The sequence below is a fragment of the Pantoea sp. RCC30.1 genome, assembly GCF_058148845.1.
Genome location: NZ_JBXUHX010000016.1, coordinates 71,892 through 97,436, shown reverse-complemented (window position 1 = coordinate 97,436; position 25,545 = coordinate 71,892). Strand labels below are relative to the sequence as shown.

Here is a 25,545-nt window from a genome sequence, read left to right as displayed (position 1 = left end):
TCAAAAAAGGAAAAATACATGAGTCAGTCCCTGCAGGAAAAAGACTTTACCGGCACGCTCTCCGCAGAGGAGACGGTTTTTTCACACAAAATTGAACAGTGGTTTGAGCAACACCGTGAAGAATTTATTCAGGATCTGTTGCAGTGGGTGGCATATCCGAGCATTGCCGATGAAAAACTGGCGCAGGACGGCAAGCCTTATGGCAACGCGGTGCATGACGTTTTCCAGCACGTGAAAGCGCAGGCGGAGAAGCTGGGCTTTGCCACGGAAGCGCATCAGGGGCACGCGCTGTCTGTGCTGGCCGATAACCGCAGCGATACCCAGGATCTGGGGCTGATTTCTCATCTCGACGTTGTACCACCGGGAGATAACTGGAGCTTTGCGCCGTTCGAACCTTTCTATAAACAGGGCTTTGTTGTTGGTCGTGGATCGTCGGATAACAAAGGCCCGGCGCTGCTGGACCTTTACCTGCTGCGTGCCTTTCGCGATCTCGGCGTCTCCCTGCATCACAAGCTGCGCGTGATATACGGGGGCGCAGAGGAAATTGGTATGGGCGACATGAAATATTTCGCCAAAAACGGGCCGGTGCCGCGCTTCTCGGTGATCACCGACGGCGCATTCCCCGTTAACTATGCGCAAAAAGGTGGCCTGAACCTGATTTTACAGATCCCGACTGGCCCGGTGTTATCCCGTCTGTCGGCGGGCGTGGCGGAAAATGCTGTTCCGGCCAGCGCGACGCTGCGTTTTAGCGCCACGGACGCTGCCACCCTTGACATCGCGCTGGCGCGATTACCCGCAGATCTGCGCAAAACGCTGTCGGTCACGGCTGACGGTAGCGATGCGCTGCTGATGTCGCATGGCAAATCCGGGCATGCCGCGTTCCCTGAAAACACGCAAAACGCCATCCCGCTGCTGCTCAATGCCGCCGTGGACGCCGGGCTGCTGGCTGATGCTGACCTGAGGGCGGCCAGGCTGATTGCGCAACTGCTGGCCGATCCCTGGGGTAACGGGGCGGGCATCGCCTTTGAAGATCAGCAGACCGGTAAGCTGACGCTGAATGGCGGCTTAGCGATCCCCAAAGCGCACGGCGTGGCGATCTACCTGGATATCCGTTATCCGATTTTGACGGATAAAGACGCCTTACTGGCGACGCTGAAGCAGGCCATTGCACCGCTGAACGGCAGCTTAACCATCCTGCGCGATGACCTGCCCATGCACGTGGATAAAGAGAGCCTGCTGGTGCAGCGTTTGCAGCAAACCTATAACGCCATCGCGGATGCCAAAACCGAACCTTACACCATGGGCGGTGGCACCCATGCACGCGTATTGCCGAACGCAATCACCTTTGGTCCGGGATTTGGCCGGGGTGCGTCGGCGTTATTCAACGGGGAAAACGTTAACCAACGTCCTGACTTTATCCCTGAAGGACACGGTTCTCCGCACGGCCCTGACGAGTTTGTGTCGATTGAAAACCTCAAGCGTGCGTTCAAAGTGTATGCCATCGCCATTCCACGTTTAGATAGCTGGCTGGCGCAGGGGCTTATCGATAATGACGGATAACGCGCCTTTACTCAGCATTGAAAGGCTGTCCGTGCACTATCCGGGGCAGGGCGCAGACGTGACGGCCGTCGACCAGGTGAGCCTGAGCGTTGCAGCGGGAGAGATACTGGCCGTTATCGGCGAATCGGGTGCCGGAAAATCGGCGATTGCGCAGGCGATACCGGGATTATTACCGGCGAATGCCCTCGTCTCCGGCAAGATCCTGTTTCAGGGTATCGACCTGCTGACGCTCAATCGCACGGAACTCTCCGCCCTCAGAGGGCGGGAGATCGCCATGATATTTCAGGACCCGACGTCGTCTCTCGACCCGGTTTTCTCCGTTGGCGCCCAGTTGAACGAGTCGATTGCCCTGTGCGATCCGTCACTCAATACCGCACAACGTAAAGCGCGTGCCATTGCGCTGCTGTCGCAGGTGGGCATTGCGCAGGCGGATAAGCGCCTGAAAAACTACCCTCATCAATTCTCGGGCGGCCAGATCCAGCGCATCATGATCGCGATGGCGCTGGCCGGGCGGCCAAAGATACTGATCGCCGATGAGCCGACCACCGCGCTGGACGTCACCACGCAGCAGGAGATCCTCGACCTGCTGTTCAGCCTCAATCAGCAGTCTGGTATGGCGCTGCTGCTGATCACTCATGATATGGGCGTGGTTGCGGATATTGCGCAGCGGGTGATTGTGATGCGGCAGGGCAAAATTGAGGAAAACAGCGCAACGAAAATCCTGTTTCGCACCCCTGAAAGCGCCTATACCTGCCAGCTGCTGGCGGCTATTCCGTCATCCGCAGCAAAACAGGCCGCTGCTGAGGAGACGTTTGAGCCACTGGTGCAAGTGGACGACGTGCACATCAGTTATCCGGCAGGGTTCGGTAAACGCCATAACATTGTTAATGGCGTCTCTTTTAACATCGGCAAAGGCGAGTTTCTCGGCCTGCTGGGGGAATCCGGATCGGGGAAGACCACCCTGGGTCGCAGCCTGCTGGGCATCATTAAACCGGACCAGGGAACGCTGACGCTGGCGGGCGAGGCGATTTATCATCCCTGCCGCACGCGCAGCAAAGCGATGAAATCGCAGGTTGGGGCTATTTTCCAGAACCCGCTTAGCTCGCTGAATCCCCGCATGACGCTCGGCCAGTCGATTGCTGAACCCTTACGCACGCACACCACGTTAAAAGAGGCGGCGATCCTCAAGCGGGTGACGTCATTGATCACGGAGGTTGGGCTTCCCGCCGAATGGCAGCAGAAATATCCGTATGAGATTTCAGGCGGGCAGTGCCAGCGCATTGCGATTGCCCGCGCGCTGGCGCTGAACCCGCAGCTATTAATTGCTGACGAACCCACCTCGGCACTGGATGTCTCTATCCAGGAAAGCATCCTCACACTGCTGCGCAATCTGCAAAAGGAGTATCAGTTTGCCTGCCTGTTTATCAGCCACGACCTGGCGGTGGTGCGCAGCCTGTGCCAGTCGGCGCTGGTATTGAAAGACGGTCATGTGGTTGAGCAGGGGCAGGTCAGTGAGTTGTTCTCCCGGCCTGCCAGTGACTATACGCGATCGCTGATCGACAGCATTCCTTTTGCCGATCCGCAGCATCAGGAAAATAAACGCCGCCAGCGAGCGCCGTGGCTTTTTGCTCACCCCTGGGAACGTGTGACCTGACAGTGCCGAGTCAGTGTTTTATGAAAAAAGGATGGCGCACAGGATAATATTTACCGGGTCCGCCCACTTATTTAGATCCTGTAAATCATTCTGTGTAACTGCCACCCGATTGATTAAAGGTGACCGTCAATGCGGTCGCCGAACTCGATAATAAAACGACTCATCGCCAGCCGCCAGTTCTGGATCGGCATGCTCCATTTTTTCGACGCCGACTGGATCGCTAGGTAGATCACTTTACGCACCGAGTCATCCGTCGGGAATGCCTTACGTTTCTTGATTGCCTGGCGGATAACACTGTTCAGCGACTCGATAGCATTCGTCGTGTAGCTCGCTTTGCGGATATCGCCCCATGCCTGCAGATGATAGGAAAACAGTGGCCCGTATTCAGCCTCCAGTCTTGCCACCTTTTGTGCACATCGGCAGTTTTGCCACTGATGCGGCCCGCCAGCATGCCATTTTTGACGTCTAACTTTGTCCCGATCAACTGTATTCCTAACTTGTCTGCAAAGGGCTTTAGCACCATCACGGGCTAAGCCGAACAGATCGTCACGATTGCGCCGGAATTGACCTGCGCTGTCACGGCAATCAGCCCTGAAGGGCGCATCAGGCGGGTCCAGTATTTCTCAAAAAACTATACGGCTTTCAGCTCAACCCACCGGGCTTCGATGCCGGTAAGGAAGGTGTGGATCAGAACTTCCTTCAGTTCATCGCGTGTCACCCTGCGGCCGATACATTTGAACGTGAGGATCACAAGGCGGACAAGACGCTGTGCAAAACGCGTTTACCAAAGGTGAAGCGTAAAAAGGGGACAAAGCTGTCATGCCTGGTGAGGGTTCAGTCAAAATCAAAGACGGAGAGCGAATTACTGCTGTTTACGACATCATTAACCCACTGGCCATCTACTCCATTAGTCATGCTGTTCCTGTCTGGATCTAGGCAACAGCATTTTCTCATTCTAACTGCATCCGGGAGGTTGCTGTACCTCAACGGGCATTTAAGCGAGCAGTGATAAGGCCAGTATGGCGCACCTGATGAGTGATATTGCGGGATCAAGCCATGAGCAGAGCGATGGCCTGGCGCAGATCAATAGCATCATGAATCATATTGATGATGCCACCCAGCAAAATGCCGCCTTAGTGGAGCAGTCTGCGGCGGCGGCGGCATCGATGCAGGAACAGGCATGCGATTTGAGGAGGATGGTGGACACCTTCAAAGTGGACCCCGTCGCTACGCATTAATCGCTGACGCTAACGCAATAACAATAAAAGCCCGCTCAGGTTTTCCTGCGCGGGCTTTTTTATTCCTGTTAGCTTTGCAGCGCGAAATAACTTGAGTAACAACAATTGATTAAGGGTTTTAACATTCAGGTGGGAAGCAATTTTTATTACTTTGGATATGTTTTTTTGTTGTTTGTTTTTGCACGCGTCGCGGCAATATAGTTGCCACGAGAAACCGGTATCGCTGGGCGATATCAGTAAACGTGTATGAATCGGCAAAAAGATAATGATGATAGCCATCGAGAAAATAAATAAAAGCTTCAGCGGTGAACGGATACTAAAAGACGTTTCAAAAATGCCATATTAATTGTTGAATTTGCCCGTGATGAACATCAGAAGAACGGAACTCCTATACTCGAAGCTGCAATTGAGGCTGCGAGGGTCAGATTACGCCCCATTATAATGACATCTCTGGCATTTGTTGTAGGGGTCATCCCATTAGCCATAGCAACAGGAGCAAGTTCAGGAAGTAAACATGCAATTGGTACAGGTGTAATAGGCGGAATGGTTACAGCCACTGTACTGGCAATATTTTACATTCCTTTATTCTATGTCCTTGTTTCAGGATGGCTTGGTAACGCTAAAAAAACAAAGTAATTCGGAAATAAAAAATCAAAAAAACTGGCGGGGTACAAACGCCTTGCCAGTATTTACTTTTTTGAATTTAACTATTTCAAATTATGGGGTAATTAATTGTGGTCAGGACTACAAAGATAGTATCTTATGCTACGCGCATAAAGATACTTGATGCAGCCGAAATATGTTTTTTTGATATAGGGATATCCGGGACAACACTGCAGACTGTGGCAATACAGGCTGGGGTAACTCGTGGTGCAGTTTACTGGCATTTTGATGATAAAGAAGATTTGCTGAAATCCGTGGTAGAAAGAATGTCATTTCCGCTTCTCAGTGAGCTGAAGAGGGTTAATGACAGCCATGCGCAGCCAATATGTGCTCTCGGTAAAGTTCTGTTTGATAGCCTTAATGAAGTTTTAAAAAACAGTCAGTTAAGACGGCTTGTCAGGATTGTTTATTTTAGCGAAGAGTATCTGAGAATATCCAAGCTCAAAGGATATGATGTTGGGGTAAATGAGATTGAATTTTTCGATGTTTTTATGAGTATAATTATCAAGTCAAAAAAATTGAATCAGACAGAAGATTACGTTAATGAAAAAAGGCTTTCATGCCTTCTTCTTTCTACCTATTTATCGCTTCTGAAAAACGCTGTAACAGTGTCTGCCGATAACTTACTTGTAAAGGAAGGTACTGAAAATCTAAAGTGGTTATTAAGGCAGGGGGGGGCTATGCCAGCAATAGATATAATCGACGAACTTCTCTTGTGGATTGATGACAACATAGAGAATAAACTATCAATAAAATGCATATCAGCCAGGTCTGGTTATTCAGCATGGTACATTCAAAGAGCATTTAAAGCTTCAAAAGGAATATCTTTAGGGCGGTTCGTAAAAAACAGGAGGCTATCAAAAGCTGCTGAGGAAATTCGGAGTACTGATTGTGCGGTATTTCATATCTATCTGAAATATAACTATGAATCCTATAGCTGTTTTAGTCGCGCCTTTAAATCATTATTTAATATGAGCCCAAGGGAATACAGGATGCATTCTGTTGATAGTGGTTTTTTAAATGATCATTGATTATTCAATTTCCATAGATTAAACAAGGGGAGGCGCCTCGATCAGGGCCGTTATTTTGTGTGTTTGCCAAACTATTCAGGCTAATCCTTAGGTGGTCACCGACGTCTATAATATAGACTAAGTCTATTGCTAACTGACCATTGTATCTTATACTCGGGGCGGGCCACCAAACATCTTAAAAGTTCATGACTTGCATCATCAACAGCGAACATGCATGCTTTGAGGATTGACTAAATGTAAATAATAGAATAAAAATACTAAATCGCGCGCTCGTATTAAGACATCTTAAATGTTACCCAAGAAATATAAATGATTGATTTTATAGTTAATTATAATTAACGGTAGTATCTCACAATATTGCAAAAAAGGTAAATTTGTAACATGTAAATATCATGAGGAATTAAAATGAACAAAGATATCATAATCAATGAATTAATTTCCTGGATAGAAAGTAATCTGCAATCACCATTTTCACTGGATCTCGTAGCTAAAAAATCTGGTTATTCAAAGTGGCACCTTCAGAGAATGTTTAAATCGGTTACAGCTAAGTCACTCGGAGCTTACATTAGATCAAGAAGACTCTCCCGATGTGCAATCGAGTTACGTCTTTCATCATTCTCTGTCCTGGATATAGCTATGTATTATCAATTTGATTCGCAACAATCATTTAGCCGGTCTTTTAAAAAACAATTTTTAATTTCCCCTGGAAAGTATCGGAAGTCTGCTGTCTGGAATATGTCTGGATTAACTCCCCCCTTCAGGGAAGGTGATTACACTACACCCTTTGTCTCATTTATAACTTTACCAGATATATATTTAACTGGAACTAAATATAGTTACGAATGTTCACTTGAAGAAGCCAGCGAGAGGCGTGAGGAAATGTGTTTTAATTACTGGCAACGTTTTTTGCAAAACTATTCTGCATTACCTAAGCTCATCTATGGTTTGCATGAGCCAATACCTGTAGGTAACAAAACAGGATATCATCAGGTCTGTTACACGACTGCTATTCATAGTCAAAAGGATAATGAATGTGTTACAGAGACATCTGCACCACTCATACAGGGAGGAAGTTATATTAAGTTTTGCTATCAGGGGCCCCAAAAAGGACTGCAACTTTTCTTCATGGTTATCTACGATACCTGTTTACCCTCTTTAAATATCAGCCGTCGACAAGGTCAGGATATAGAGTGTTTTCATCTTGAAACTTTGGATGAAAAAACATTAAATCCGGAGTCAATCCACTGTGAATATCTCATACCCATTGAGCTTTGATATTTTTATCATTTCTCTACAGCAACGAAGCGAGAAGCGAACTGATAACATCACTTAAGTTCTGATAATAAACTCTTATCTGATTTGCTCCGGGTACCGAGGTGGCACCATTTACGATGTCGGTGATCATGAACCGGACAATAGATTGAGTTCACTTCAGTGATCTACTATTAGGCGCAGGTATTTACATTACCCGTGGTGATTCAATTATGCAAAAATGGACAACAACACCTGAAGGTCATCGTTAAAAAATTAAAGAAATAAAATAAACGTGTACGTGCTTCACCTAATGATCACGAAATTTTACCCCATCTGGACTTGCTTTCTTTTTTATTTTTCATGGCTTCATTTTTAGATTTTTCAGCAAGCTCCTTCACTTTTTGTTCAGAGATAAGGTCTGCATATTCAAAAAACTTAGCCAGTCCATCAGAAACGTTCACTTCAACAGGATCTTTAGTCACTATCTTTCCCTTAAAAAATGTTTTAGATAAAAAATATTAGTCCATGCAGCAATATATAAGTTAAACATAAAATGCGTAGCACTACATCTTTTTCATTTCACCGACTCTGCTTGAATAAATCGAACCTTTGCTCTGTGGCAGGATCAGATCACACATCATTCTGACAACAGAGGCAATCAGAAGCTTTGCTGCGAAATTCAGGCTAATGTTGTTTATGGGGCTTTTTACTGGTTGATACTGGTTTTGTCATGAGTCACCTCCGGTTGATAGTTTACTCGCTTAGTCACGTGTCCACTATTCGTGGCGCGGGTAGGTTCACTCAGTAACGTTGCCACTTTGTGGACAGACTCAATGTTATGTCTCACGGCTAACCTTTTGGCCTCAATGAATGCTGTTGATGTGGGTTATTATGAATTTAACATATTGATTTTTATGTATTTACTATTTTTGTCTATTCAAAGTTGATAAGGTTATTTGTTTTTAATGCGGGTAATGCATAAAAGTGAGGTAACGCAGAAAACAGACTTTATCGATGTGATTTTGAGAAGGATATTATTATGCCGGAAGCGGGTGAATTGTATCTCATGCCGAAAAAAGAAAATAACTGGCATTTAAATAATGTCGTCGATGAATTGCGTCGCGTTCGTCAGGCGTGGCGCGATGAACATTCAAAAAATAATTATCGTAATAAACGTAGTTTACCTTCCCGGGCAAGTGTTAATTCAGTCGCCGATACGTTGATAAAAGTGCTTTATCCGATGCGGTTAGGTGACGTCGAATTGCGCAAAGAGGGCGAAAATTATTACGTCGGCCATTTGTTAGGCACCGCGCTTGACAGGCTCACCGAAGAAGCGCTTCTGGAACTCTATTATCAGTCGGATGAGCAGGACGGGGAGGGCGCGAGTCAGGCGCTGTCACAAGAGGCGGTCAGACGGGTTCAGCAGTTTGCCAACCGTTTGCCGGACATACGTCAGCGTCTCGACAGTGATATCCTCGCGGCTTATCAGGGCGATCCCTCCGCGCGCAGCATGGATGAAGTGCTGCTCTGCTATCCTGGAATTCATGCCGTGATCCACTATCGTCTGGCCCATGAGTTGCATCAGCTCGATCTACCTCTGCTGGCGCGAATTATGTCCGAGAAGGCACACAGCCAGACCGGGATAGATATTCATCCCGGGGCACAGATTGATGATGGGTTCTTTATTGATCACGGGACCGGCGTGGTGATTGGCGAAACGACCATCGTCGGTAAACGGGTGCGTATTTATCAGGCAGTCACCCTGGGGGCCAAACGATTTATTGCCGGCGAAGATGGGCAGCTGCAAAAAAACTACCTTCGCCATCCGATAATAGAAGATGACGTGGTTATTTATGCCGGCGCGACAATATTAGGGAGAATTACCATCGGCGCGCGTTCCAGCATTGGCGGGAATATATGGCTGACCCGCGATGTTCCTCCGGACAGTAATGTACAACAGGCTCGAGCTCAGCAAAAACATTTCAGCGACGGTGAAGGGATTTAATTATTCCAAAAATGAAATCGGATAGCTAGCACCAGAACAGATAATAATAAAAGCGTGATAATTATTATGAATTTGCTTGAAACGATCGGCGCTACACCCTTAATAACATTGCCCTCTTTTGCCGCAGAGTTGCCTGACGTAACGCTGCTGGCAAAAGCAGAGTATATGAACCCCAGCGGCTCAGTGAAAGACCGCGCGGCGAAAGCCATGGTGCTGGATGGGATTGCGCGGGGTTTATTAACGCCGGGTAAAACGATTATTGATGCTACCAGCGGCAATACCGGAATTGCCTACGCGATGATTGGCGCGGCGCTGGGATATCACGTCCGGCTATATCTGCCGCAGAATACCAGCCCGGAGCGTAAACGAATTATTCGTCATTATGGCGCCACGATTGTGGAAACCAATCCGCTTGAAGGTTCCGACGGCGCATATATTGAAGTTCAGGCACAAGTTGCTGCACATCCGGAACGCTATTTTTATCCCGACCAATATAACAACCCCGTTAATCCGGGTACGCATTTCGCGACCACCGGAAAAGAGATCTGGGACCAGAGCGGGCAACAAATCACCCATTTTGTCGCGGGTATGGGCACCTCCGGCAGTTTTGTCGGCACCGCGCGGCGGCTCAAATATGAGAATCCGCAGATTAAAACGCTCGCCGTGCAGCCCGCTTCACCGTTCCACGGGATTGAAGGGACGAAGCATATGGGCAGCAGCATTAAACCGGGCATTCTCGACGAAACCCTGTTCGACGACATTCTTTCTGTCACCACCGAAGAGGCCTACGCCATCACGCGGCGGCTGGCCATGCGCGATGGCATTTTTGTCGGCATTTCATCCGGCGCAAACGTTGCCGCCGCGGCCAGGCTGGCCCGCACGCTGCCGGCGGGATCTGTGGTGGTCACGCTGCTGTGTGATGTCGGCTCGCGTTACCTGACTGACTCTTTTTGGAATGAAACCGATGATTGAATTGACTCACAAAATCGCAAAGCAGATTGGCGCTGAAGGGGAAAAGGCCTATCCCAACGAATGCTGCGGCGCGCTCTTTGGCCATTTCTCCGCGCAGGGCGATGCCCGCGTAACGGCTATTTTCCCCATAGTCAATGCCCGTGAATCGGAGGAGCAATACCACCGTTTTATCATCACCGCCGACGACTCCCTGCGGGCGGAGCGCGCTGCGCTGGCTCAGGGAGTGGACGTGGTCGGCTATTACCATTCGCACCCCGATCATCCGGCTATTCCGTCGGAGTTTGACCGCGAACATGCGTTGCCGGTTTACGCCTACATCATCGTGGCGGTCGCGCAGCGGCAGGTGGGGGCGCTGACCAGCTGGCGGCTGACGCAGGACCGCCAGCGCTTTTTACAGGAGGACGTGCAAACCGTTCCATGACGTGAATAGCAGGCACAATGCTGCCTGAAATCAGAGCAAAACACGGAGAGATTATCACTATGGCATCGACATTACTGATTCCCACCGCACTACGCGCCTTCACCGACGGCCAGGGGAAAGTGACCCTGGAAGGCCACACAGTAGGTCAGCTGGTCGCGGCGCTGGCGGAGCGTTTCCCGGACATTCAGCGGCATTTGTATGATGACACGGGAGCGCTGCGCAGTTTCATCAATCTGTACGTGGGAGAGAACAATATTAAAACCACCGGTGGGCTGGAGACCCCGGTCAGCGAGGGCGCCGAGGTGCTGCTGGTCCCCGCCATTGCAGGCGGCGTCGGGAAGGCGGTATGAGCAGACCGAGCATTATTGCTGACGACCGTCTGACGGAGCTGACGCATGCGGAAATTGCCCGCTACAGCCGCCATCTGCTGCTGCCTGAAGTGGGGCTTGAGGGGCAGAAGCGTCTGAAAGCGTCCCGTGTGCTGCTTATTGGCACCGGAGGGCTGGGGGCGCCGGTGGCGCTTTATCTGGCCGCTGCCGGGGTCGGTACGCTGGGGATTGTCGACTTTGATTTTGTCGAAATCTCCAACCTGCAAAGGCAGATCATTCATAGCACCAAAGATATCAACCGGCCCAAAGTGGCCTCGGCGAAAGACAAGATTAAAGCGATCAATCCCGACCTTCAGGTGGTGACCTATAACACCACCCTGAGCAGTAAAAACGCGCTGGAGATTATTCGCGAATACGACCTCGTGGTTGACGGTACGGACAACTATCCCACCCGTTATCTAATCAACGATGCCTGCGTTTTGCTGGGTAAGCCGCTGGTCTACGGCTCCATCTTCCAGTTCGAAGGGCAGGCCAGCGTCTTTTATGCCGGGGAAGGGCCGTGTTACCGGTGTCTTTATCCCGAGCCTCCACCTCCGGGGCTGGTGCCCTCCTGTGCCGAAGGCGGCGTTGTCGGCGTGTTGCCGGGTATTATCGGCACCATCCAGGCGGCTGAAGCGATCAAGCTTATCGTCGGCGGCAGCGAGAGCCTGATTGGCCGCCTGCTGCTCTTCGATGTGTGGCAGATGAAGCAGCGCGAGCTGCGTCTGGCGAGAGATCCCGGCTGCCCGGTATGCGGTGAGCACCCGTCGATTCATGAGCTGATCGACTACGAAGAGTTTTGTGGACTGAAACCCGATGAGGCGGAGGTGTCGGTTGAAAGCGTCACGGCCCAGGAGCTGCACGCCTGGATAGAGGAGGGAAAACCCCTGCAGCTGATCGACATTCGTGAACCTCACGAAAGGGCGATTGCCAAATTTCCGCAGGCAAAAGTGATACCGCTAGGCCAGATAGTCAGGCGTATCGGTGAATTCGACCCGACGGTCGATGCGGTGTTTCTCTGCAAGATCGGGCAGCGCAGTATTTTCGCGATTCGGGCACTGCAGCACGCGGGTTATCAGGGGCGCGTGATGAATTTAAAAGATGGCCTAAACGCCTGGGCGCGGGATGTCGATACCCGTTTGCCGCAGTACTAAACTTCAGCTCCACTATTTCAAACACTAAGGAATCATCATGGCAGAACAAAAAGGCATTAATGCACTGGGGCGTGAAGCCGCGTATCAGTTAGCGAACGTAACCAAAACGGCTCCGCAGTTTGCGGCAATTACCCCGCGCTGGGTCAGCAGTTTCCTCGATTATAAAGGTCTGGAATCGGGGATTTATCGGGTGAACAAGGTCGTGGAAGGGGATACGCCGCTCGACGCATTGTGCAGCCAGGATCCTACCCGCGTTGAGATACCGCAGGGCTATATTGAGTATCAGACCACGCCGCGTGAATACCAGCTTGATTCCATTGCGACCATTATTAACGTGGATACCAAAATCGCCGATCTCTACAGCTCGCCGTACGACCAGGCGTCCGAGCAGATTGCGCTGGCAATTGAAAGCCTGCGCGAGCGCCAGGAGAGTCAGTTGATCAATAACGATGAATATGGATTGCTGAAAAATATCGATGACTCGCAGCGTATTCAGACCCGCAATGGCCGTCCGACCCCGGATGACCTGGATGAGCTGCTGTCAAAAGTCTGGAAGGAGCCGTCCTTCTTCCTGGCCCACCCACGTGCGATTGCCGCATTTCAGCGTGAAGCCACGCGACGCGGCGTGCCGCCGGTCACCGTGAATTTGCATGGGGGCACTTTTATCCTGTGGCGCGGTATTCCGCTGATCCCTTCTGATAAGCTGTTTGTTGATGGTTTGAAAAACCCGAAAGGCCAGGGCGGGAAAACCAATATCTTGCTGATTCGCTCCGGTGAAAGCAAACGCGGCGTGCTGGGGCTTTACCAGGAAGGGCTGCCAAACGAACAGTCTCGCGGATTGTCTGTGCGCTTCCGGGGGATCGACGATAACGGCGTGGCATCCTATTTACTCTCACTTTATTGCTCCGCTGCGATCCTGGCCGATGACGCCATTGCCGTGCTGGAAGACGTTGAAGTGGGTGAATATTATGACTACGAGTAATTTATTCACGCTTCCCCACGCGCCCGGCGGATGGCCGGGCGAGGCGGGTGATGCTCCCTGCGCGCGGGATTACGGTCTGCCCGACGCGCAGGATCTGAAAGGGCTGCAGGGCGACACGCCCGCCCGCCCGCGGGCCGCCGAGGCCGCCTACGCGCCGCGGGTGGTGCCGCTGGGGCAGGAGAGCAGGGGGGATATCGCGCCTCGTGGATTCGTGGCGCGACCTTCCGTTGGCGCAAAGCTGGCGCCGCCGGCGCGTGTCGGGCAGATCCCGGTTGAACGGATCCGCGCTGATTTTCCGATCCTTGCCGAACAAGTGGACGGTCATCCGCTGGTCTGGCTGGACAATGCCGCGACGACCCAGCGCCCGAAGCAGGTTATCGATCGCATCAGCCACTATTATTTGCACGAAAACTCGAACGTTCATCGGGCGGCGCATACCCTTGCCGCACTTTCCACCGATGCTTATGAAGCCGCGCGTGACAAAGTGGCGCGGTTTATCGGCGCGCGCGGCCCGGAGAATATCATCTTCGTGCGCGGCACTACGGAAGGGCTCAACCTGATTGCGCACAGCTACGTGAAGCCGCTGTTACGGCCGGGGGATGAAATTATCCTCACGTTGCTCGAGCATCACGCCAACATTGTGCCGTGGCAGCTCATTGCGCAGGAGACGGGAGCGGTGATCCGCGTCGCGCCGGTTGATGAGCACGGGCAGCTGATCGTTGAGGAATATGTCCGTTTGTTCAATGACAAGACCCGTTTTGTGTCCGCTACCCACGTTTCCAACGCGCTGGGTACCGTTACGCCGGTTCAGGAGCTGGTGCAAATCGCCCATCGTTTTGGCGTGCGCATCGCCATCGACGGCGCGCAGTCTATTTCGCATATCCCGACCAACGTCACGGTGCTGGATGCCGATTTCTTCGTCTTCTCCGGGCATAAAATTTTTGGACCGACCGGGATCGGCGTCGTATATGGCAAGCAGGAGGTGCTGGAAGAGGCGCGCCCGTATCAGGGCGGCGGGAATATGATTGCCGACGTAACTTTTGAACTGACTCGCTATCAACCCTCGCCGAATAAGTTTGAGGCGGGAACGGGCAATATTGCCGATGCCGTCGGGCTGGGTGCGGCTATCGATTATGTCACCTCGCTGGGGATAGAAAATATTGCGCAGTACGAGCACGCCTTGCTGGAGTATGGGATCGAGAAGCTGTCGGCTATTCCGGGCCTGACGCTGGTCGGTACCGCGGCGAACAAAACCAGCGTCTTATCTTTCGTGCTGGCGGGTCATGAAAATGAAGCCGTGGGGCGCTATCTGAGTCAGGTCGGCATTGCCGTGCGATCCGGACATCACTGCGCGCAACCTATCCTGCGTCATTTTGGTTATGAAAGCACCGTCAGGCCGTCGCTGGCTTTCTATAATACGCCGCAGGAAATTGATTTTCTCGCAGAGCATGTCGCCCGGTTTGCTTCGCGCTAGCGAGGTCCGGCCCGGTCAGCGGTGTCAACCACGTAACGGGTGGACAACCGCGACAATCTCTTAAGCCCGCCGGTTTTCCGCGCGGGCTTTTCTCATAAAGCATAATGCCTGGAGGCTGGATCTCATGTGCAGCAGTACGGCGGCAGGTACAGCCTGGGAGCAAAACATCCCACGTTATGGCAGGCTCCCGTATTCGCTACCGTGACAGGAATCGTTTTTAAGATTGCAGCATGGCCTTGTCGAGGCTCAGATCGGCAACCAGCCTCTTCATCCGCAGATTTTCCTCTCCCAGATGCCGCATAGGTTTGAGTTCAGAAGGGGAAATTCCGCCGTACTTCTTACGCCAGATATAAAACGTGGTGTCGGAGATGCTCAGCTTGCGGCAGTCGTCAGGCTCGGTGGCTCCATTCAGCCGACTTCAGGGCATAGACAATCTGCTTTTCGTTGAATCGCGATTTTTTCATCCGCACCCCCCCTCCGTTGTGGGGAGTGTTTATCATGCCGGAATTCTGTTTCTGAATGGAGCAGGATTTTGGGTCAGGGTCATGTGTTGGTCGTAAAGATTAAACTGACAAAATCGGGCAGGTTGAGGATCATATTGCTGTCGATAAAGAAACGTTCGAACTGCCTGATGGTACGTTCATTGTTGATAATTGCTGTCAGCACGGCATCGGTTTTCGCTTTGCGGACTTCGTCATCCACTAATATAGAGGCGGACATCCTTGCCACCCTTTCAGCGGTATCAGAATCCATGATGCTATAAAGCAATATGAATAATAGGTTTTATTGAACAGCAAATTTTGTTTCACTTATTGCGGTAAATAATTGCCGGGTGTAATCCTGCTGTGGCTGTACGATTAATGCCTCTGCTTCCCCGGTTTCGATAATCTCTCCCTCCTTCATAACGATGACACGATGACTCATATGGAGCACCACGCCTGGGTCATGTGAGATAAGCAAAATGGCCAGACCCAACTGATGTTGCAGAGTCCTCAGCAGGTCCAGAACCTGCGCCTGGGTCGTGACATCCAGTGCTGAAACCGGCTCATCGCAAATCACGATATCGGGATCGGATGCCAGTGCCTGGGCTATTGCCACTCGCTGCCGCTGTCCACCAGAGAGTGTCTGCGGGCGACGTGCCAGCAATTCAGGAGCCAGCCCTACCTGCTTTATCAGCAGCAGTATTTTGCTCTCTATTGCTTCCCGATTCAGACCTGTCACGAGCTTTAATGGCTGACGGATGATTTGCGCAATAGTGTATTGTGGGTTGAAAGAGCCAAGCGGGTCCTGTGTGATAGTCTGAATCCGTCCACGCAACGGACGACGTTGTTTTTCAGACAGGCTGCTCCAGGCCTGGTTATTAAGCCTGACCTCGCCGGATTGGGGAGACTGCAAAGCGAGTAAAATCTTGCCGAGAGTCGTTTTTCCACATCCTGACTCCCCGACCAGTCCTAATGTCTCTCCCCGGCGCAGCGAGAGGGAGACTTGCTTCAGAACCTCGTGTGTTGAACCATCACCACGGGGATAAGCCAGTGACAGGCGATCGGCACGAAGCACCACCTGTTCTGAAGCCGCCTTCATCCTGGGATCGGGCACGTTATCCAATGTTGAAAGCCAGCGGTTACGGGTGTGCGCGCCGGGAATGGCATCTAATAATTTCCGTGTATATGGGTGCTGCGGCATCGCTAACACCCGGGCTGCTTCGCCCTGTTCAACATCGACACCCTGTTGCATCACCAGTACGCGGTCGGCGATTTGTGAGACCACGGAGAGATCGTGGGTAATCAACAATATCGCGTGGCCGCGATCCGCCAGTTGACGAAATAACAGGAGAATACGCTGTTGTACCGTTACATCCAGGGCAGTGGTGGGTTCATCTGCAATCAGAATCTGTGGTCCCGCTGCCAGTGCGGAGGCTATCAGGGCGCGCTGCCTCAGGCCACCGGAAAGCTGATGGCTGTATTGCTGCATGCGATGATAGGGGTCAGGAATACCGGCGGAGGTGAGCAACCCGGCGACCTGATGATCAATATCCCGTCGTGCCACGCGGCGATGTAACAGTAGTGCTTCTGCCACCTCCTGCCCGATGGTGCGCAACGGATCGATTGATGTCAGCGCATCCTGTAAGACAAAGCCGATTTCTTTGCCGCGCAGTGCTTTCCACTGAGGATTTGCTGAGGCGCGCAGATCCTGTGCTTGGCCATCCACCGTTGTCAGTCGCAGTCGTTGTGCGTCAACCCTGGCTTTTTCACCTGCCAGCCCAACCAGTGTACGAGCGGTGACCGACTTACCTGAACCGGATTCACCGACCAGCGCCAGTATTTCACCCGCATACAGGTTAAATGAAAGCCCCTTAACCACCTCGATGTCCGCGAAGCTGACCGTGAGATGCGATACCTCCAGCAGTGGGTTAGCAGGACGGTTGTACTCCATGATGGTTATGCTCCTTTTGATGCAATTGATTGTAAGCGACGGCCAGCCAGTGTGAGCGTAATGACCGATAGCGCCACCACGCTTGCGGGCAGTAGGCTTATCCACGGCGCGATGTCGAGAAAGTCGCGGCCATCAGCCAGCAGCGCCCCCCATTCTGCAGTAGGCGGTACCACACCCAGACCGAGAAAGCTCAACGCAGATGCGCTCAGGACGGCCTGACCAATTCCGATGGTTAACACAATCAGCAATGGGCGCAGCGAGTTGGGAATAATATGCTGCATTATGATGATGAAAGGCGTTTCGCCGAGGGCGATAGCTTGTTGTACATAACCCGACAGCCGCACTTGCAGGATCTGTGACCGCAGCAGCCGTGCATAACCGGCGATGCCCGATAAACCTACTGCCAGCAGCGTATTGTACGGGCCGCGCCCCAGTACGGCGATCACCAGCAGTGCCAGCAATAGCTCCGGGAAGGCCAGCAGGATATCCAGCAGGCGCACTACCATAAATCGTATCGGACGGGGACCCAATGAGGCGAGGACACCAAGAAGTATCCCGCCACAGCCCGCAATCAGGGTGGCGCCAACACCAATACTCAGCGACAACGCTGAGCCGTATATCACTCGGGTGTAAACGTCACGTCCCAGCGCGTCGGTGCCGAACCAGTGGCTTAGCGAAGGTGGCAGCAGTATGGCTTCCATGTCCATATCATCCGGCAATCGGTGGGTAAACCAGTACGGTGCAATGGCAATCAAAACTAGCAATACAATGGCCATTGCCGGGAGCAGGTTTTTTAACGCCAGCAATGGGGATGTCGGGCGCGATCTGGGACGCTGACGATTAAGGATAAGGACCGGGTTGTTACTCATATCAGAATGGCCTGTTACGAAGACGAGGATCAATGAACAGATAAATCGCGTCCATCAGCAGGTTTATGACGATGAATAACAGCGCTGAAAGCATTACCAGCCCAAGGATAAGCGGCATATCACGGCTTGCAATGGCCTGAAGCGTGATTTTACCTAGCCCGGCGCGGCCGAAAACAGTTTCGGTCAGAATGGATCCACTGAGCAGGTTCGCCAGCATGGTACCAGTCAGTGTAGACGCGGCCAGCGATGCATGACGCAGTCCATGGCGCAGGCGTAGCAACGTCTCGCCCGCACCTCGGGTACGAACCGTCATGGCAAACGGCTGTTGGAGGGCCTCTTCCAGACCGTCACGCAGCACCTGACTGAGAATGGCGGTCAATGGCAGGCTCAGTGCGATAATCGGAAGCACCAGCGAAACCCAGCCGTCATTCCCCGTTACCGGAAACCAGTTCAGGCGGAAACTGAAGATGCTCAACAGAATAATTCCAATCCAGTAGACCGGTGTGCTAAGCAGACAAAGCTCCAACCCGGAGAACAGTGTACGCAGCGGCCGCCAACGCCCAGAGGTTGCCAGAGCATTGAGCGTAGCCATAAATACCGCCAGCAGCAGCGCGCATCCTGCCAGTGTCTGGGTTTGTATCAGCGCGGTGGTAATGACGGTGGTCACCGGTGCACGAAACTGGAAACTCTCACCGAAATGGCCCAGCAGCGCCTGGCCGCAATAATGCAAATACTGCGCCCAGAGAGGCTGGTCCAGCCCAAGTTCCGCCGTCATCGTTGCGCGCCAGGCATCATCAACAACGTTTTCACCGCCGCTCATGATAAGTATCGGATCGCCAGGTATCAGTTTGATGGCAATAAACGTCAGCGTGGCCGCTCCCCACAGTACGGCAATAATGGAGAACAGACGGTGCAGGACAATTTTCGCCATATCAGTTGCTCAACCAGGCATCATAAAAGTTAGGTTTAGCGTTGGTGGCCCAACTGACACCCTGAACTTTTTTACTGATCCCCAGTTGATACGCCGGAATGTACAGCGGAACGACATAAGCCTGGTCAATCACCTGGCGCTGGATAGTACTGTATATCTGTTTTCGCTGTGCATCAGGAGCACCAATTGCCAGCGTCAGTTTCTCATCCAGTGCATTAACGTGACTGTAGTTGGCACCTTTAGGTGGGATGTAGGCTGAGTGGAAAACGGTACGCAGAATATCCGGTTCGGCACGCACGTAGAAATTCGAGACGATATCGTAGTCGTTGCTGGCAGTACGCGCGCTGAAGATACCACTGTCAACCGGATCAAGCTGGAGGTTAAAACCGGCCTTCTTCACCTGGAATTGTATGGCCTGGAACAGGGTGACATCCGCGCTTTCGGTCGATGTCGGGTCATAGAGGAAATGCACCGTCAACGGCTGCTTTGGGTTGAGTGATTTTGCAGGCTGTGCTTCGGAAACGCGGGCGTTAGGGTCGTAATAAAGTGTTTGTGGCCCCAGCACGCTATCCGCCGGTTTCAGCGTACCAAAGAAGGCCACTTTTACCGCAGAAGTGGGATTGACCGCGTGAAGAAACGCCTGCCGGACGTTAACATCGCTGAACGGACCTCTAGACGTATTAAGGTACAGCACCCGTGGAATGCCCGGATTTTCTTTCGTCAGAATACTGACCTGCGGATTACGCTCAAGTGCACGGGCATTAGCGGGAGGAACGGCATCGATGGCCTGCACCTGCCCGCTGGTTAATGCGCCTAATCGCACAGAGGATTCTGGCAGATATTTAAAATTAATGGCGGAGAGCCATGCGGGGCCCTGATGATGCGCATAGCCCGGCCCCCATTGATAATCATCACGGCGTGCCAGCTGGCTGCCGTTACCCTTGACGAAGGATTTAAGGATAAAAGGCCCCGATCCTACGACGGTGTTGCTGGTATTTGGGGTGTTCTTCAGATATGTCGGTGATTGTATACCGAGGTAAGGGAGACTCAAACCCTGCAACAGGGGCGCAAACGGTGTTTTATAGTGGATCACCACGGTAAAATCATCCGGTGTGGTGATGCTGTCGATCGGGCCAAGCAGCGATTTCGCATAGCTTGACGTGGTTTTGGGATCCAGGATGCGATCCAGATTATATTTAACGGCCTGTGCGTCCAGCCGTGTTTTGTCGCTGAAAGTCACGTCCTTACGCAGGTGGAAGGTATATTGCGTATGAGTGTCGTTAATCTCCCAGTGCGTGGCAAGCCAGGGGGTAAAACGGTTATCCTCGGCTTGTCCTACCAGCGAGTCCACGACATTACGGGTGATCAATGCGGTCACTGAGTAACCGGTAATGGAAGGATCGATGATGGGGGTATCGCTACCTAAGGCGACGTTTAATATCCCGCCCGATACGGGCAATTCTGCTGCATGGGCCAATGTGACCAACGCCGTGAGTAATAATCCTGCTGTCGCTTTTTTTTTCATTATCCATTGCTCCGTGGTATTCAGGCTCTTAGGGAATGGCTCCACCCTACAAAGTTAAAGATTTTCAGAAAAGTAATAAAAAACGCTATTTATATCTAATTTGAGAATATTGAAGTAGGCATACGGCGCTGCACTTCCCGTATGCCCTGATTCAGACGCGCTCAAAAACCGTGGCAATCCCCTGGCCCAGACCGATACACATCGTGGCAAGGCCGAATTGCCTGTCACGATGTTCCAGCAGATTGATTAATGTGGTGGTAATGCGGGTCCCGGTGCATCCCAGAGGATGGCCGAGGGCGATAGCGCCACCGTGTTGATTAACTTTGTCGTCGATCTGGTCAAGCAGGTCCAGCCCCTTAATACAGGACAAAACCTGCGCGGCGAAGGCTTCATTAAGCTCGAATAGGTCGATATCTTTGGTGGATAGTCGGGCGCGTTTCAATGCTAATTCACTGGCCGGAACGGGGCCGTAGCCCATGGTTGAAGGTTGACTGCCCACCACCGCCATGGCACGTATACGGGCGCGGACAGGCAGACCATGCGCACGGGCATAAGACTCGCTGACCAGTAAGACTGCTGATGCGCCGTCTGCAAGTGACGACGACGTCCCTGCCGTTACCGTTCCCGTATGAGGATCAAAAACGGGTCGCAGATTTTTCAGACTGTTCAGGCTGGTTTCCGGGCGGATGACCTCATCTTTTTGATGGCGCACCAGGGCACCATGCGCATCATGGCCGTGGGTGGGCACGATTTCTGCGTCAAAAAGCCCGTTTAAACTTGCATGTGCGGCTCGTTGATGAGAACGCAGCGCAAATTCATCCTGCATTTCCCGGCTGATGTTATGCATTTTAGCCAGAAGCTCCGCCGTGAGCCCCATGTTGCCAGCCGCACGGGCAACGGTTTTACTCAGGGCGGGATGAAAATCAATGCCATGTGTCATCGGAACATGTCCCATATGTTCCACCCCCCCCGCGATACAAATAGTGGCGTCACCCACCATAATGGTGCGTGCGGCATCATGTAACGCCTGCATGGATGACCCACAAAGTCGGTTGACAGTGGTCGCAGGAACCGTGTGAGGTATTTCCGCCAGCAGTGCTGCATTACGGGCGATATTGAATCCTTGCTCCAGTGTTTGTTGCACGCATCCCCAGTAAATATCGTCAATGTCTGTTGACGACAGGCCGGGCTGTCTGGCCAGCAGTTGGCGCATGACGTGTGCTGAAAGTGCTTCTGCGCGGACATGGCGAAAAGCACCTTCGCGGGCGCGGCCCATCGGCGTTCTGATCGCATCTACAATAACGACATTTTCCATTTGATGTTCCTTATGCCAGTACGCTGCGTTGAGCATCGGCGGTGGGAAGAGGGTAAAATGGCTCACTCGGGTGAGCAGGGGAGAGCAGCAACGTTGGTAACTGATAGAGGCCACCCAGCGCGCTAAAGTGTTGGGCCGCACGATTAAAACTTGCTGTACCCCGGGTATCCACATAACGGCATGCACCACCGCGATAAACCGGGAACCCCAGCCCCAGAATCAGTGCGGTATCCGCTTCAGCAGCGGAGCCGATCACGCCTTCTTCCAGGCAGCGGATAACTTCATTGACCATCGGGATCATCATGCGATCTATAATGTCATCTTCACTCAGCGGCAAAGGTGGAGACTGGAGGGCGGCCAGCTCCGTCTCAAAGTCGTTGTCTGCCACACGCTGGGTGCGGCCCTTCTTGTCCTGCTGATAGCGATAAAATCCCTGCCCTGTTTTTTCTCCCAGCCGCTGATGTGCGTGAAGAAAATCAATAATTACCGTGGTTTCGCCGTTAAAACGCTCGGGCCAGGCGGTAGAAAGCTGTTTAAAAATGGCTTGCGCGGTATCAATCCCGATAACATCCAGCAACCATGCCGGACCCATTGGCCAGCCAAAGGCATCTTCCATTACCCGATCAATATGGCGGAAGCTGATGCCATCACGCACCAGCATCAGCAGGCCACTCAGGTAAGCGAAGAGCACCCTGTTGATAAAAAAACCCGGCCTGTCACTGACGATCACGGGGATCTTCCCCAGCGTCCTGGAATAGGCCACCACGGTTGCCAGCGTGGCATCCGAGGTATTTTCATTGCGAATAATTTCCACCAGCGGCATGCGCTGCGCCGGATTAAAGAAATGCAGGCCGCAAAACTGCGCAGGTCGTGTCAGTCCGCGCGCCAGTTCATTGACCCCAAACGTTGAGGTATTGGTGACCAGCACGGTGTCCGGGGCGATGTTTTGCTCTGCCGTGGCCAGCACGATGGCTTTCACCGCTTTATCCTCAACCACAGATTCAATCACTAGCCCGGCCAGTTCAAGTCCTTTATAGCCAGCTGTTACGCGTATGTCTGACAGCACGCGGGCCATGTGATTACCGTCAATCTGACCTTTCGCCAGAAGCTGGTTAAGCCATTTTTTAGGAGCATCCAGCGCAGCGAACTGAGATTGCGGGCTATTAGCGTGTATCAACGCGGGTATGCCATGCAAAGCAGAAAGATAAGCAATTCCTTTACCCATAATTCCGGAGCCCAGTACTACGACCTGATCAACTGTCTGAGCATGTACCGTGAGCGTTTCTGCCCGTCGGATGACCTGCTTTTTACTGAGGAACGCGCCAATAGAAGACTTCGCTTCGTCCGTGCGCGCCAGCCTGAGAAACTGCTGACATTCAGCGTTTGAGGCTTCACGATGGGCATGGGAGGCTGAAAACTCGACAGTACGGATAGCGGCAACCGCGGCCGCCTGATACTTATGTACCGAGTTTTTTACCCCAGCAGTTGCATGGAAGAAAGTCATAACAGACTCTGTGGCGCTCAGACGCAACGGGGCCTGTTTTTCACGCCGCGCAGCCCGCCAGTCCAGCTCACCTTGAGCAGCACTTGTCAGCATATGTTTCGCTGCACTCAGGAGTTGCGACTGAGCGATCCTGGCATCGATCAGGCCCAGTTTCAGAGCTCGGTCGGCATCAAAAGACTTACCGGTGGTGATCAGCTCCAGGGCATGATCGACCCCCATCAGACGGGGAAGTCGAACTGTGCCACCAAAGCCCGGAATGAGACCCAGGCTTACTTCCGGTAGGCCCAGCTTTGAAGTTGGTGTAGCGATGCGAAAATCGCAGGCCAGCGCCAGTTCACAGCCACCGCCCAGTGCAGCACCGTCGATCGCCGCAAGTGTGGGGAAGGGCAAATCATCAAGTAAGTCTAACGATTCATTGGCGCTGTTGATCCAGTTGTCGAGGCCATTGTCCTGTCGATATTGCAGGCTATGCAATTCATACAAATCGGCACCGAGATTAAAGTCATTTTTAGCTGAACGAATTAAAAGTCCCTTAATTTCGTTATACTTGCGCACTAGAGTTAATGCCGCAGAGAGTTCCTCAAAGAAGACGGAGCCCATGGTATTAACTCTGGCTGCGGTGCTGTTCAGAACCAGCTCTGCTAACCCATTGTCCAGCGAGTTAACAGTCATTTCACGGCCATGAAAAAGCATATTTACACCTCATTTTTTGGGTGAAAGAAAGCCAGCGACATAAATTTAATCGTCACAGTGGTTGTTGAACCGTTATTAGGCTGAATAATGATTAGCACAAAAGGGAAGAGGGTTTTAAATGCCAATTTTGATGTTCAATATACAAAAAAACGCTGAATATTAATTAAATTTTTCTTATGTCTTTCCGGGTTATGATATTAAAAAATGGCATTTAACTTTCTTTACATTCTGATGCAAGTTTATTCCAACTTTACTAAACGGGACAAACTACATGAATACCTGGAGTAACATTAAGAAAGCCGTTCAAATTAGTAACAGCTTCTGGCAGGTGACACAGGACGCAGGTTTATCGAACCTGGCAATCACCAATCTTGGCAACGGTCATCATCAGCAAGTCAACAGCGAGCACCGTTTTGTGAATATGTCCTCATATTCATATCTGGGGCTTGATTCACACCCTGAAATTCTCCGCCAGGCCATTGCCGCCTTGCAAACGAATGGTTCGCTCAACACCTCCACCTCGCGCATACGCATCCAATTTGAACTCCTGGGGCAAGCTGAGCAGGCACTGGCTGATCTTATCGGTGCCGATGTGATTACTGTCGCCTCTTGTGCCGCTGCTGCTCAGGGGATTTTGCCGCTGATTGCCTCCGGGGCGCTGACGGAGAATCAACCGCCGGTGCTGGTCTTCGATAAAAATGCGCATTTTTGTCTTAACATCATGAAACCGGTATGCGCTGATGAAACCGAAGTTATTACCATTGCTCATAATGATGTGGAACAGCTAGAAGCGATCTGCAAAAAATATCCGCGCGTTGCCTATGTGGCGGATGGGGTTTACAGCACTGGCGGTCAGGCCCCGATTAAAGAACTCCTGCAATTACAGGAAAAATATGGCCTGTTCCTGTTATTTGATGAGGCTCATGGCCTGTCTACTGTGGGTAAGCTTGGCAGGGGACTGGTGCTGGATACGCTCGGAGAAATTAATGATCGGACAGTGATTATTACGTCTCTAAACAAGGGGTTTGGTGCTTCGGGCGGTGCGGTGTTTATTGGTCGACGACCTTATAACGAACAGCGTACGCTTATTTCTCGCTTTGCCGGCCCATTCCTCTGGTCGCAACGTATCAATACTGCCGGACTCGGTGGGATCCTGGCGTCGGTCGCCCTTCATCACACCCAAGAGCTGACGCAATTACAGAATCAACTGCAGCAAAATATCGAATATTTTGATTCGCTGATTGCAAACGACAATCACGGTGACGGGCTGCCAATACGTTTTATTCAGATAGGTTCAGAGGAAGCGACCATATCGATCGCCAAAACGCTATTTGAACGTGGTTTTTATACCTCTCCCATTTTCTTCCCTGTCATTGCGCGCGGTAAAGCAGGTTTGCGCATCATGCTACGTTCAAACATCAGCCGCAGTGAGATTGCGCAGTTTGCCGGGCACGTTAATCAGTTGCGAGCGAACTATGAATGAATCTGAAAGTTACTCC

General features: G+C 51.8%; 20 protein-coding genes and 5 pseudogenes. 14 read left to right on the top strand and 11 right to left on the bottom strand.

Features of this window, described 5'->3' with window-relative positions:
- Positions 1-18 precede the first annotated feature (18 nt).
- Positions 19-1,560: a Sapep family Mn(2+)-dependent dipeptidase gene (locus AC2LB6_RS15335; protein WP_490094153.1), complete on the top strand. Its 1,542-nt coding sequence runs from the start codon at positions 19-21 to the stop codon at positions 1,558-1,560.
- Positions 1,550-3,214, top strand: a complete 1,665-nt coding sequence (locus tag AC2LB6_RS15330; protein WP_490094152.1) for a dipeptide ABC transporter ATP-binding protein — start codon at positions 1,550-1,552, stop codon at positions 3,212-3,214. The genes AC2LB6_RS15335 and AC2LB6_RS15330 overlap by 11 nt, the downstream gene beginning before the upstream one ends.
- A 113-nt stretch (positions 3,215-3,327) precedes the next feature.
- Here the strand turns inward: AC2LB6_RS15330 and AC2LB6_RS15325 are convergent.
- Together AC2LB6_RS15325 and AC2LB6_RS15320 are read right to left on the bottom strand one after the other, a co-directional pair.
- A pseudogene (locus AC2LB6_RS15325) lies at positions 3,328-3,558 on the bottom strand (transposase); the annotation flags it as partial.
- Positions 3,550-4,129: pseudogene (locus AC2LB6_RS15320) on the bottom strand (HAD-IB family phosphatase); the annotation flags it as partial. The pseudogenes AC2LB6_RS15320 and AC2LB6_RS15325, both read right to left, overlap by 9 nt.
- A gap of 116 nt (positions 4,130-4,245) precedes the next feature.
- On the opposite strand from AC2LB6_RS15320, the gene AC2LB6_RS15315 reads away from it, so the two are divergent.
- The 4 genes and pseudogenes from AC2LB6_RS15315 (at position 4,246) to AC2LB6_RS15300 (ending at position 7,421) form a co-directional block, all read left to right on the top strand.
- Complete coding sequence (locus tag AC2LB6_RS15315) at positions 4,246-4,452, top strand: hypothetical protein (protein WP_490094151.1); 207 nt, start codon at positions 4,246-4,248, stop codon at positions 4,450-4,452.
- A gap of 330 nt (positions 4,453-4,782) precedes the next feature.
- Positions 4,783-5,088, top strand: a pseudogene (locus AC2LB6_RS15310) (efflux RND transporter permease subunit); the annotation flags it as partial.
- A 98-nt stretch (positions 5,089-5,186) separates the two neighbouring features.
- Complete coding sequence (locus AC2LB6_RS15305; protein WP_490094150.1) at positions 5,187-6,146, top strand: helix-turn-helix domain-containing protein; 960 nt, start codon at positions 5,187-5,189, stop codon at positions 6,144-6,146.
- A gap of 405 nt (positions 6,147-6,551) precedes the next feature.
- The gene (locus AC2LB6_RS15300; protein WP_490094149.1) at positions 6,552-7,421 is read left to right on the top strand and encodes a helix-turn-helix domain-containing protein; all 870 of its coding nucleotides are present in this window, start codon (positions 6,552-6,554) and stop codon (positions 7,419-7,421) included.
- A 293-nt stretch (positions 7,422-7,714) separates the two neighbouring features.
- Here AC2LB6_RS15300 and AC2LB6_RS15295 read toward each other — a convergent pair whose 3' ends face one another.
- Positions 7,715-7,882, bottom strand: coding sequence for a hypothetical protein (locus AC2LB6_RS15295; RefSeq protein WP_490094148.1), 168 nt, complete (start codon positions 7,880-7,882; stop codon positions 7,715-7,717).
- A gap of 557 nt (positions 7,883-8,439) precedes the next feature.
- Here AC2LB6_RS15295 and epsC point away from each other — a divergent pair.
- From epsC to AC2LB6_RS15260, 7 genes are all read left to right on the top strand, one after another.
- Positions 8,440-9,405: a serine O-acetyltransferase EpsC gene (gene epsC / locus AC2LB6_RS15290; protein WP_490094147.1), complete on the top strand. Its 966-nt coding sequence runs from the start codon at positions 8,440-8,442 to the stop codon at positions 9,403-9,405.
- Positions 9,406-9,471: 66 nt separating this feature from the next.
- Positions 9,472-10,377, top strand: coding sequence for a PLP-dependent cysteine synthase family protein (locus AC2LB6_RS15285; RefSeq protein ID WP_490094146.1), 906 nt, complete (start codon positions 9,472-9,474; stop codon positions 10,375-10,377).
- The gene (locus tag AC2LB6_RS15280) at positions 10,370-10,798 is read left to right on the top strand and encodes a M67 family metallopeptidase (RefSeq protein ID WP_490094145.1); all 429 of its coding nucleotides are present in this window, start codon (positions 10,370-10,372) and stop codon (positions 10,796-10,798) included. Before AC2LB6_RS15285 ends, AC2LB6_RS15280 begins: the two co-directional genes overlap by 8 nt.
- Positions 10,799-10,857: 59 nt before the next feature.
- Entirely contained in the window at positions 10,858-11,148 is a 291-nt protein-coding gene (locus AC2LB6_RS15275; protein WP_490094144.1) for a MoaD/ThiS family protein, read from the top strand.
- Entirely contained in the window at positions 11,145-12,320 is a 1,176-nt protein-coding gene (gene moeB / locus AC2LB6_RS15270) for a molybdopterin-synthase adenylyltransferase MoeB (RefSeq protein ID WP_490094143.1), read from the top strand. The genes AC2LB6_RS15275 and moeB overlap by 4 nt, the downstream gene beginning before the upstream one ends.
- A 37-nt stretch (positions 12,321-12,357) precedes the next feature.
- The gene (locus AC2LB6_RS15265) at positions 12,358-13,302 is read left to right on the top strand and encodes a family 2A encapsulin nanocompartment shell protein (protein ID WP_490094142.1); all 945 of its coding nucleotides are present in this window, start codon (positions 12,358-12,360) and stop codon (positions 13,300-13,302) included.
- Positions 13,289-14,776 carry a SufS family cysteine desulfurase gene (locus AC2LB6_RS15260; RefSeq protein WP_490094141.1) on the top strand — a complete coding sequence of 496 codons (1,488 nt, stop codon included), beginning with the start codon at positions 13,289-13,291 and terminating at the stop codon, positions 14,774-14,776. Before AC2LB6_RS15265 ends, AC2LB6_RS15260 begins: the two co-directional genes overlap by 14 nt.
- 223 nt (positions 14,777-14,999) lie before the next feature.
- Here the strand turns inward: AC2LB6_RS15260 and AC2LB6_RS15255 are convergent.
- The 8 genes and pseudogenes from AC2LB6_RS15255 to AC2LB6_RS15220 form a co-directional block, all read right to left on the bottom strand.
- Positions 15,000-15,240, bottom strand: a pseudogene (locus tag AC2LB6_RS15255) (transposase); the annotation flags it as partial.
- A gap of 82 nt (positions 15,241-15,322) precedes the next feature.
- Positions 15,323-15,538: pseudogene (locus tag AC2LB6_RS15250) on the bottom strand (MFS transporter); the annotation flags it as partial.
- Between the two features lie 21 nt (positions 15,539-15,559).
- Positions 15,560-17,209: a dipeptide ABC transporter ATP-binding protein gene (locus AC2LB6_RS15245; protein WP_490094140.1), complete on the bottom strand. Its 1,650-nt coding sequence runs from the start codon at positions 17,207-17,209 to the stop codon at positions 15,560-15,562.
- 5 nt (positions 17,210-17,214) lie between these two features.
- Positions 17,215-18,078 carry an ABC transporter permease gene (locus AC2LB6_RS15240; RefSeq protein ID WP_490094139.1) on the bottom strand — a complete coding sequence of 288 codons (864 nt, stop codon included), beginning with the start codon at positions 18,076-18,078 and terminating at the stop codon, positions 17,215-17,217.
- Position 18,079: 1 nt separating this feature from the next.
- Positions 18,080-19,009, bottom strand: a complete 930-nt coding sequence (locus AC2LB6_RS15235) for an ABC transporter permease (protein ID WP_490094138.1) — start codon at positions 19,007-19,009, stop codon at positions 18,080-18,082.
- Between the two features lies 1 nt (position 19,010).
- Positions 19,011-20,534 (bottom strand): ABC transporter substrate-binding protein, encoded by a 1,524-nt coding sequence (locus tag AC2LB6_RS15230; protein WP_490094137.1) that lies wholly within the window; start codon positions 20,532-20,534, stop codon positions 19,011-19,013.
- Positions 20,535-20,685: 151 nt separating this feature from the next.
- Positions 20,686-21,849: an acetyl-CoA C-acyltransferase FadA gene (gene fadA, locus AC2LB6_RS15225; RefSeq protein WP_490094136.1), complete on the bottom strand. Its 1,164-nt coding sequence runs from the start codon at positions 21,847-21,849 to the stop codon at positions 20,686-20,688.
- 10 nt (positions 21,850-21,859) lie between these two features.
- Positions 21,860-24,046: a 3-hydroxyacyl-CoA dehydrogenase NAD-binding domain-containing protein gene (locus AC2LB6_RS15220; RefSeq protein WP_490094135.1), complete on the bottom strand. Its 2,187-nt coding sequence runs from the start codon at positions 24,044-24,046 to the stop codon at positions 21,860-21,862.
- 271 nt (positions 24,047-24,317) lie between these two features.
- Here AC2LB6_RS15220 and AC2LB6_RS15215 point away from each other — a divergent pair, with 271 nt between their 5' ends.
- Entirely contained in the window at positions 24,318-25,529 is a 1,212-nt protein-coding gene (locus AC2LB6_RS15215; protein ID WP_490094134.1) for an aminotransferase class I/II-fold pyridoxal phosphate-dependent enzyme, read from the top strand.
- The last annotated feature ends 16 nt before the right edge of the window (positions 25,530-25,545 follow it).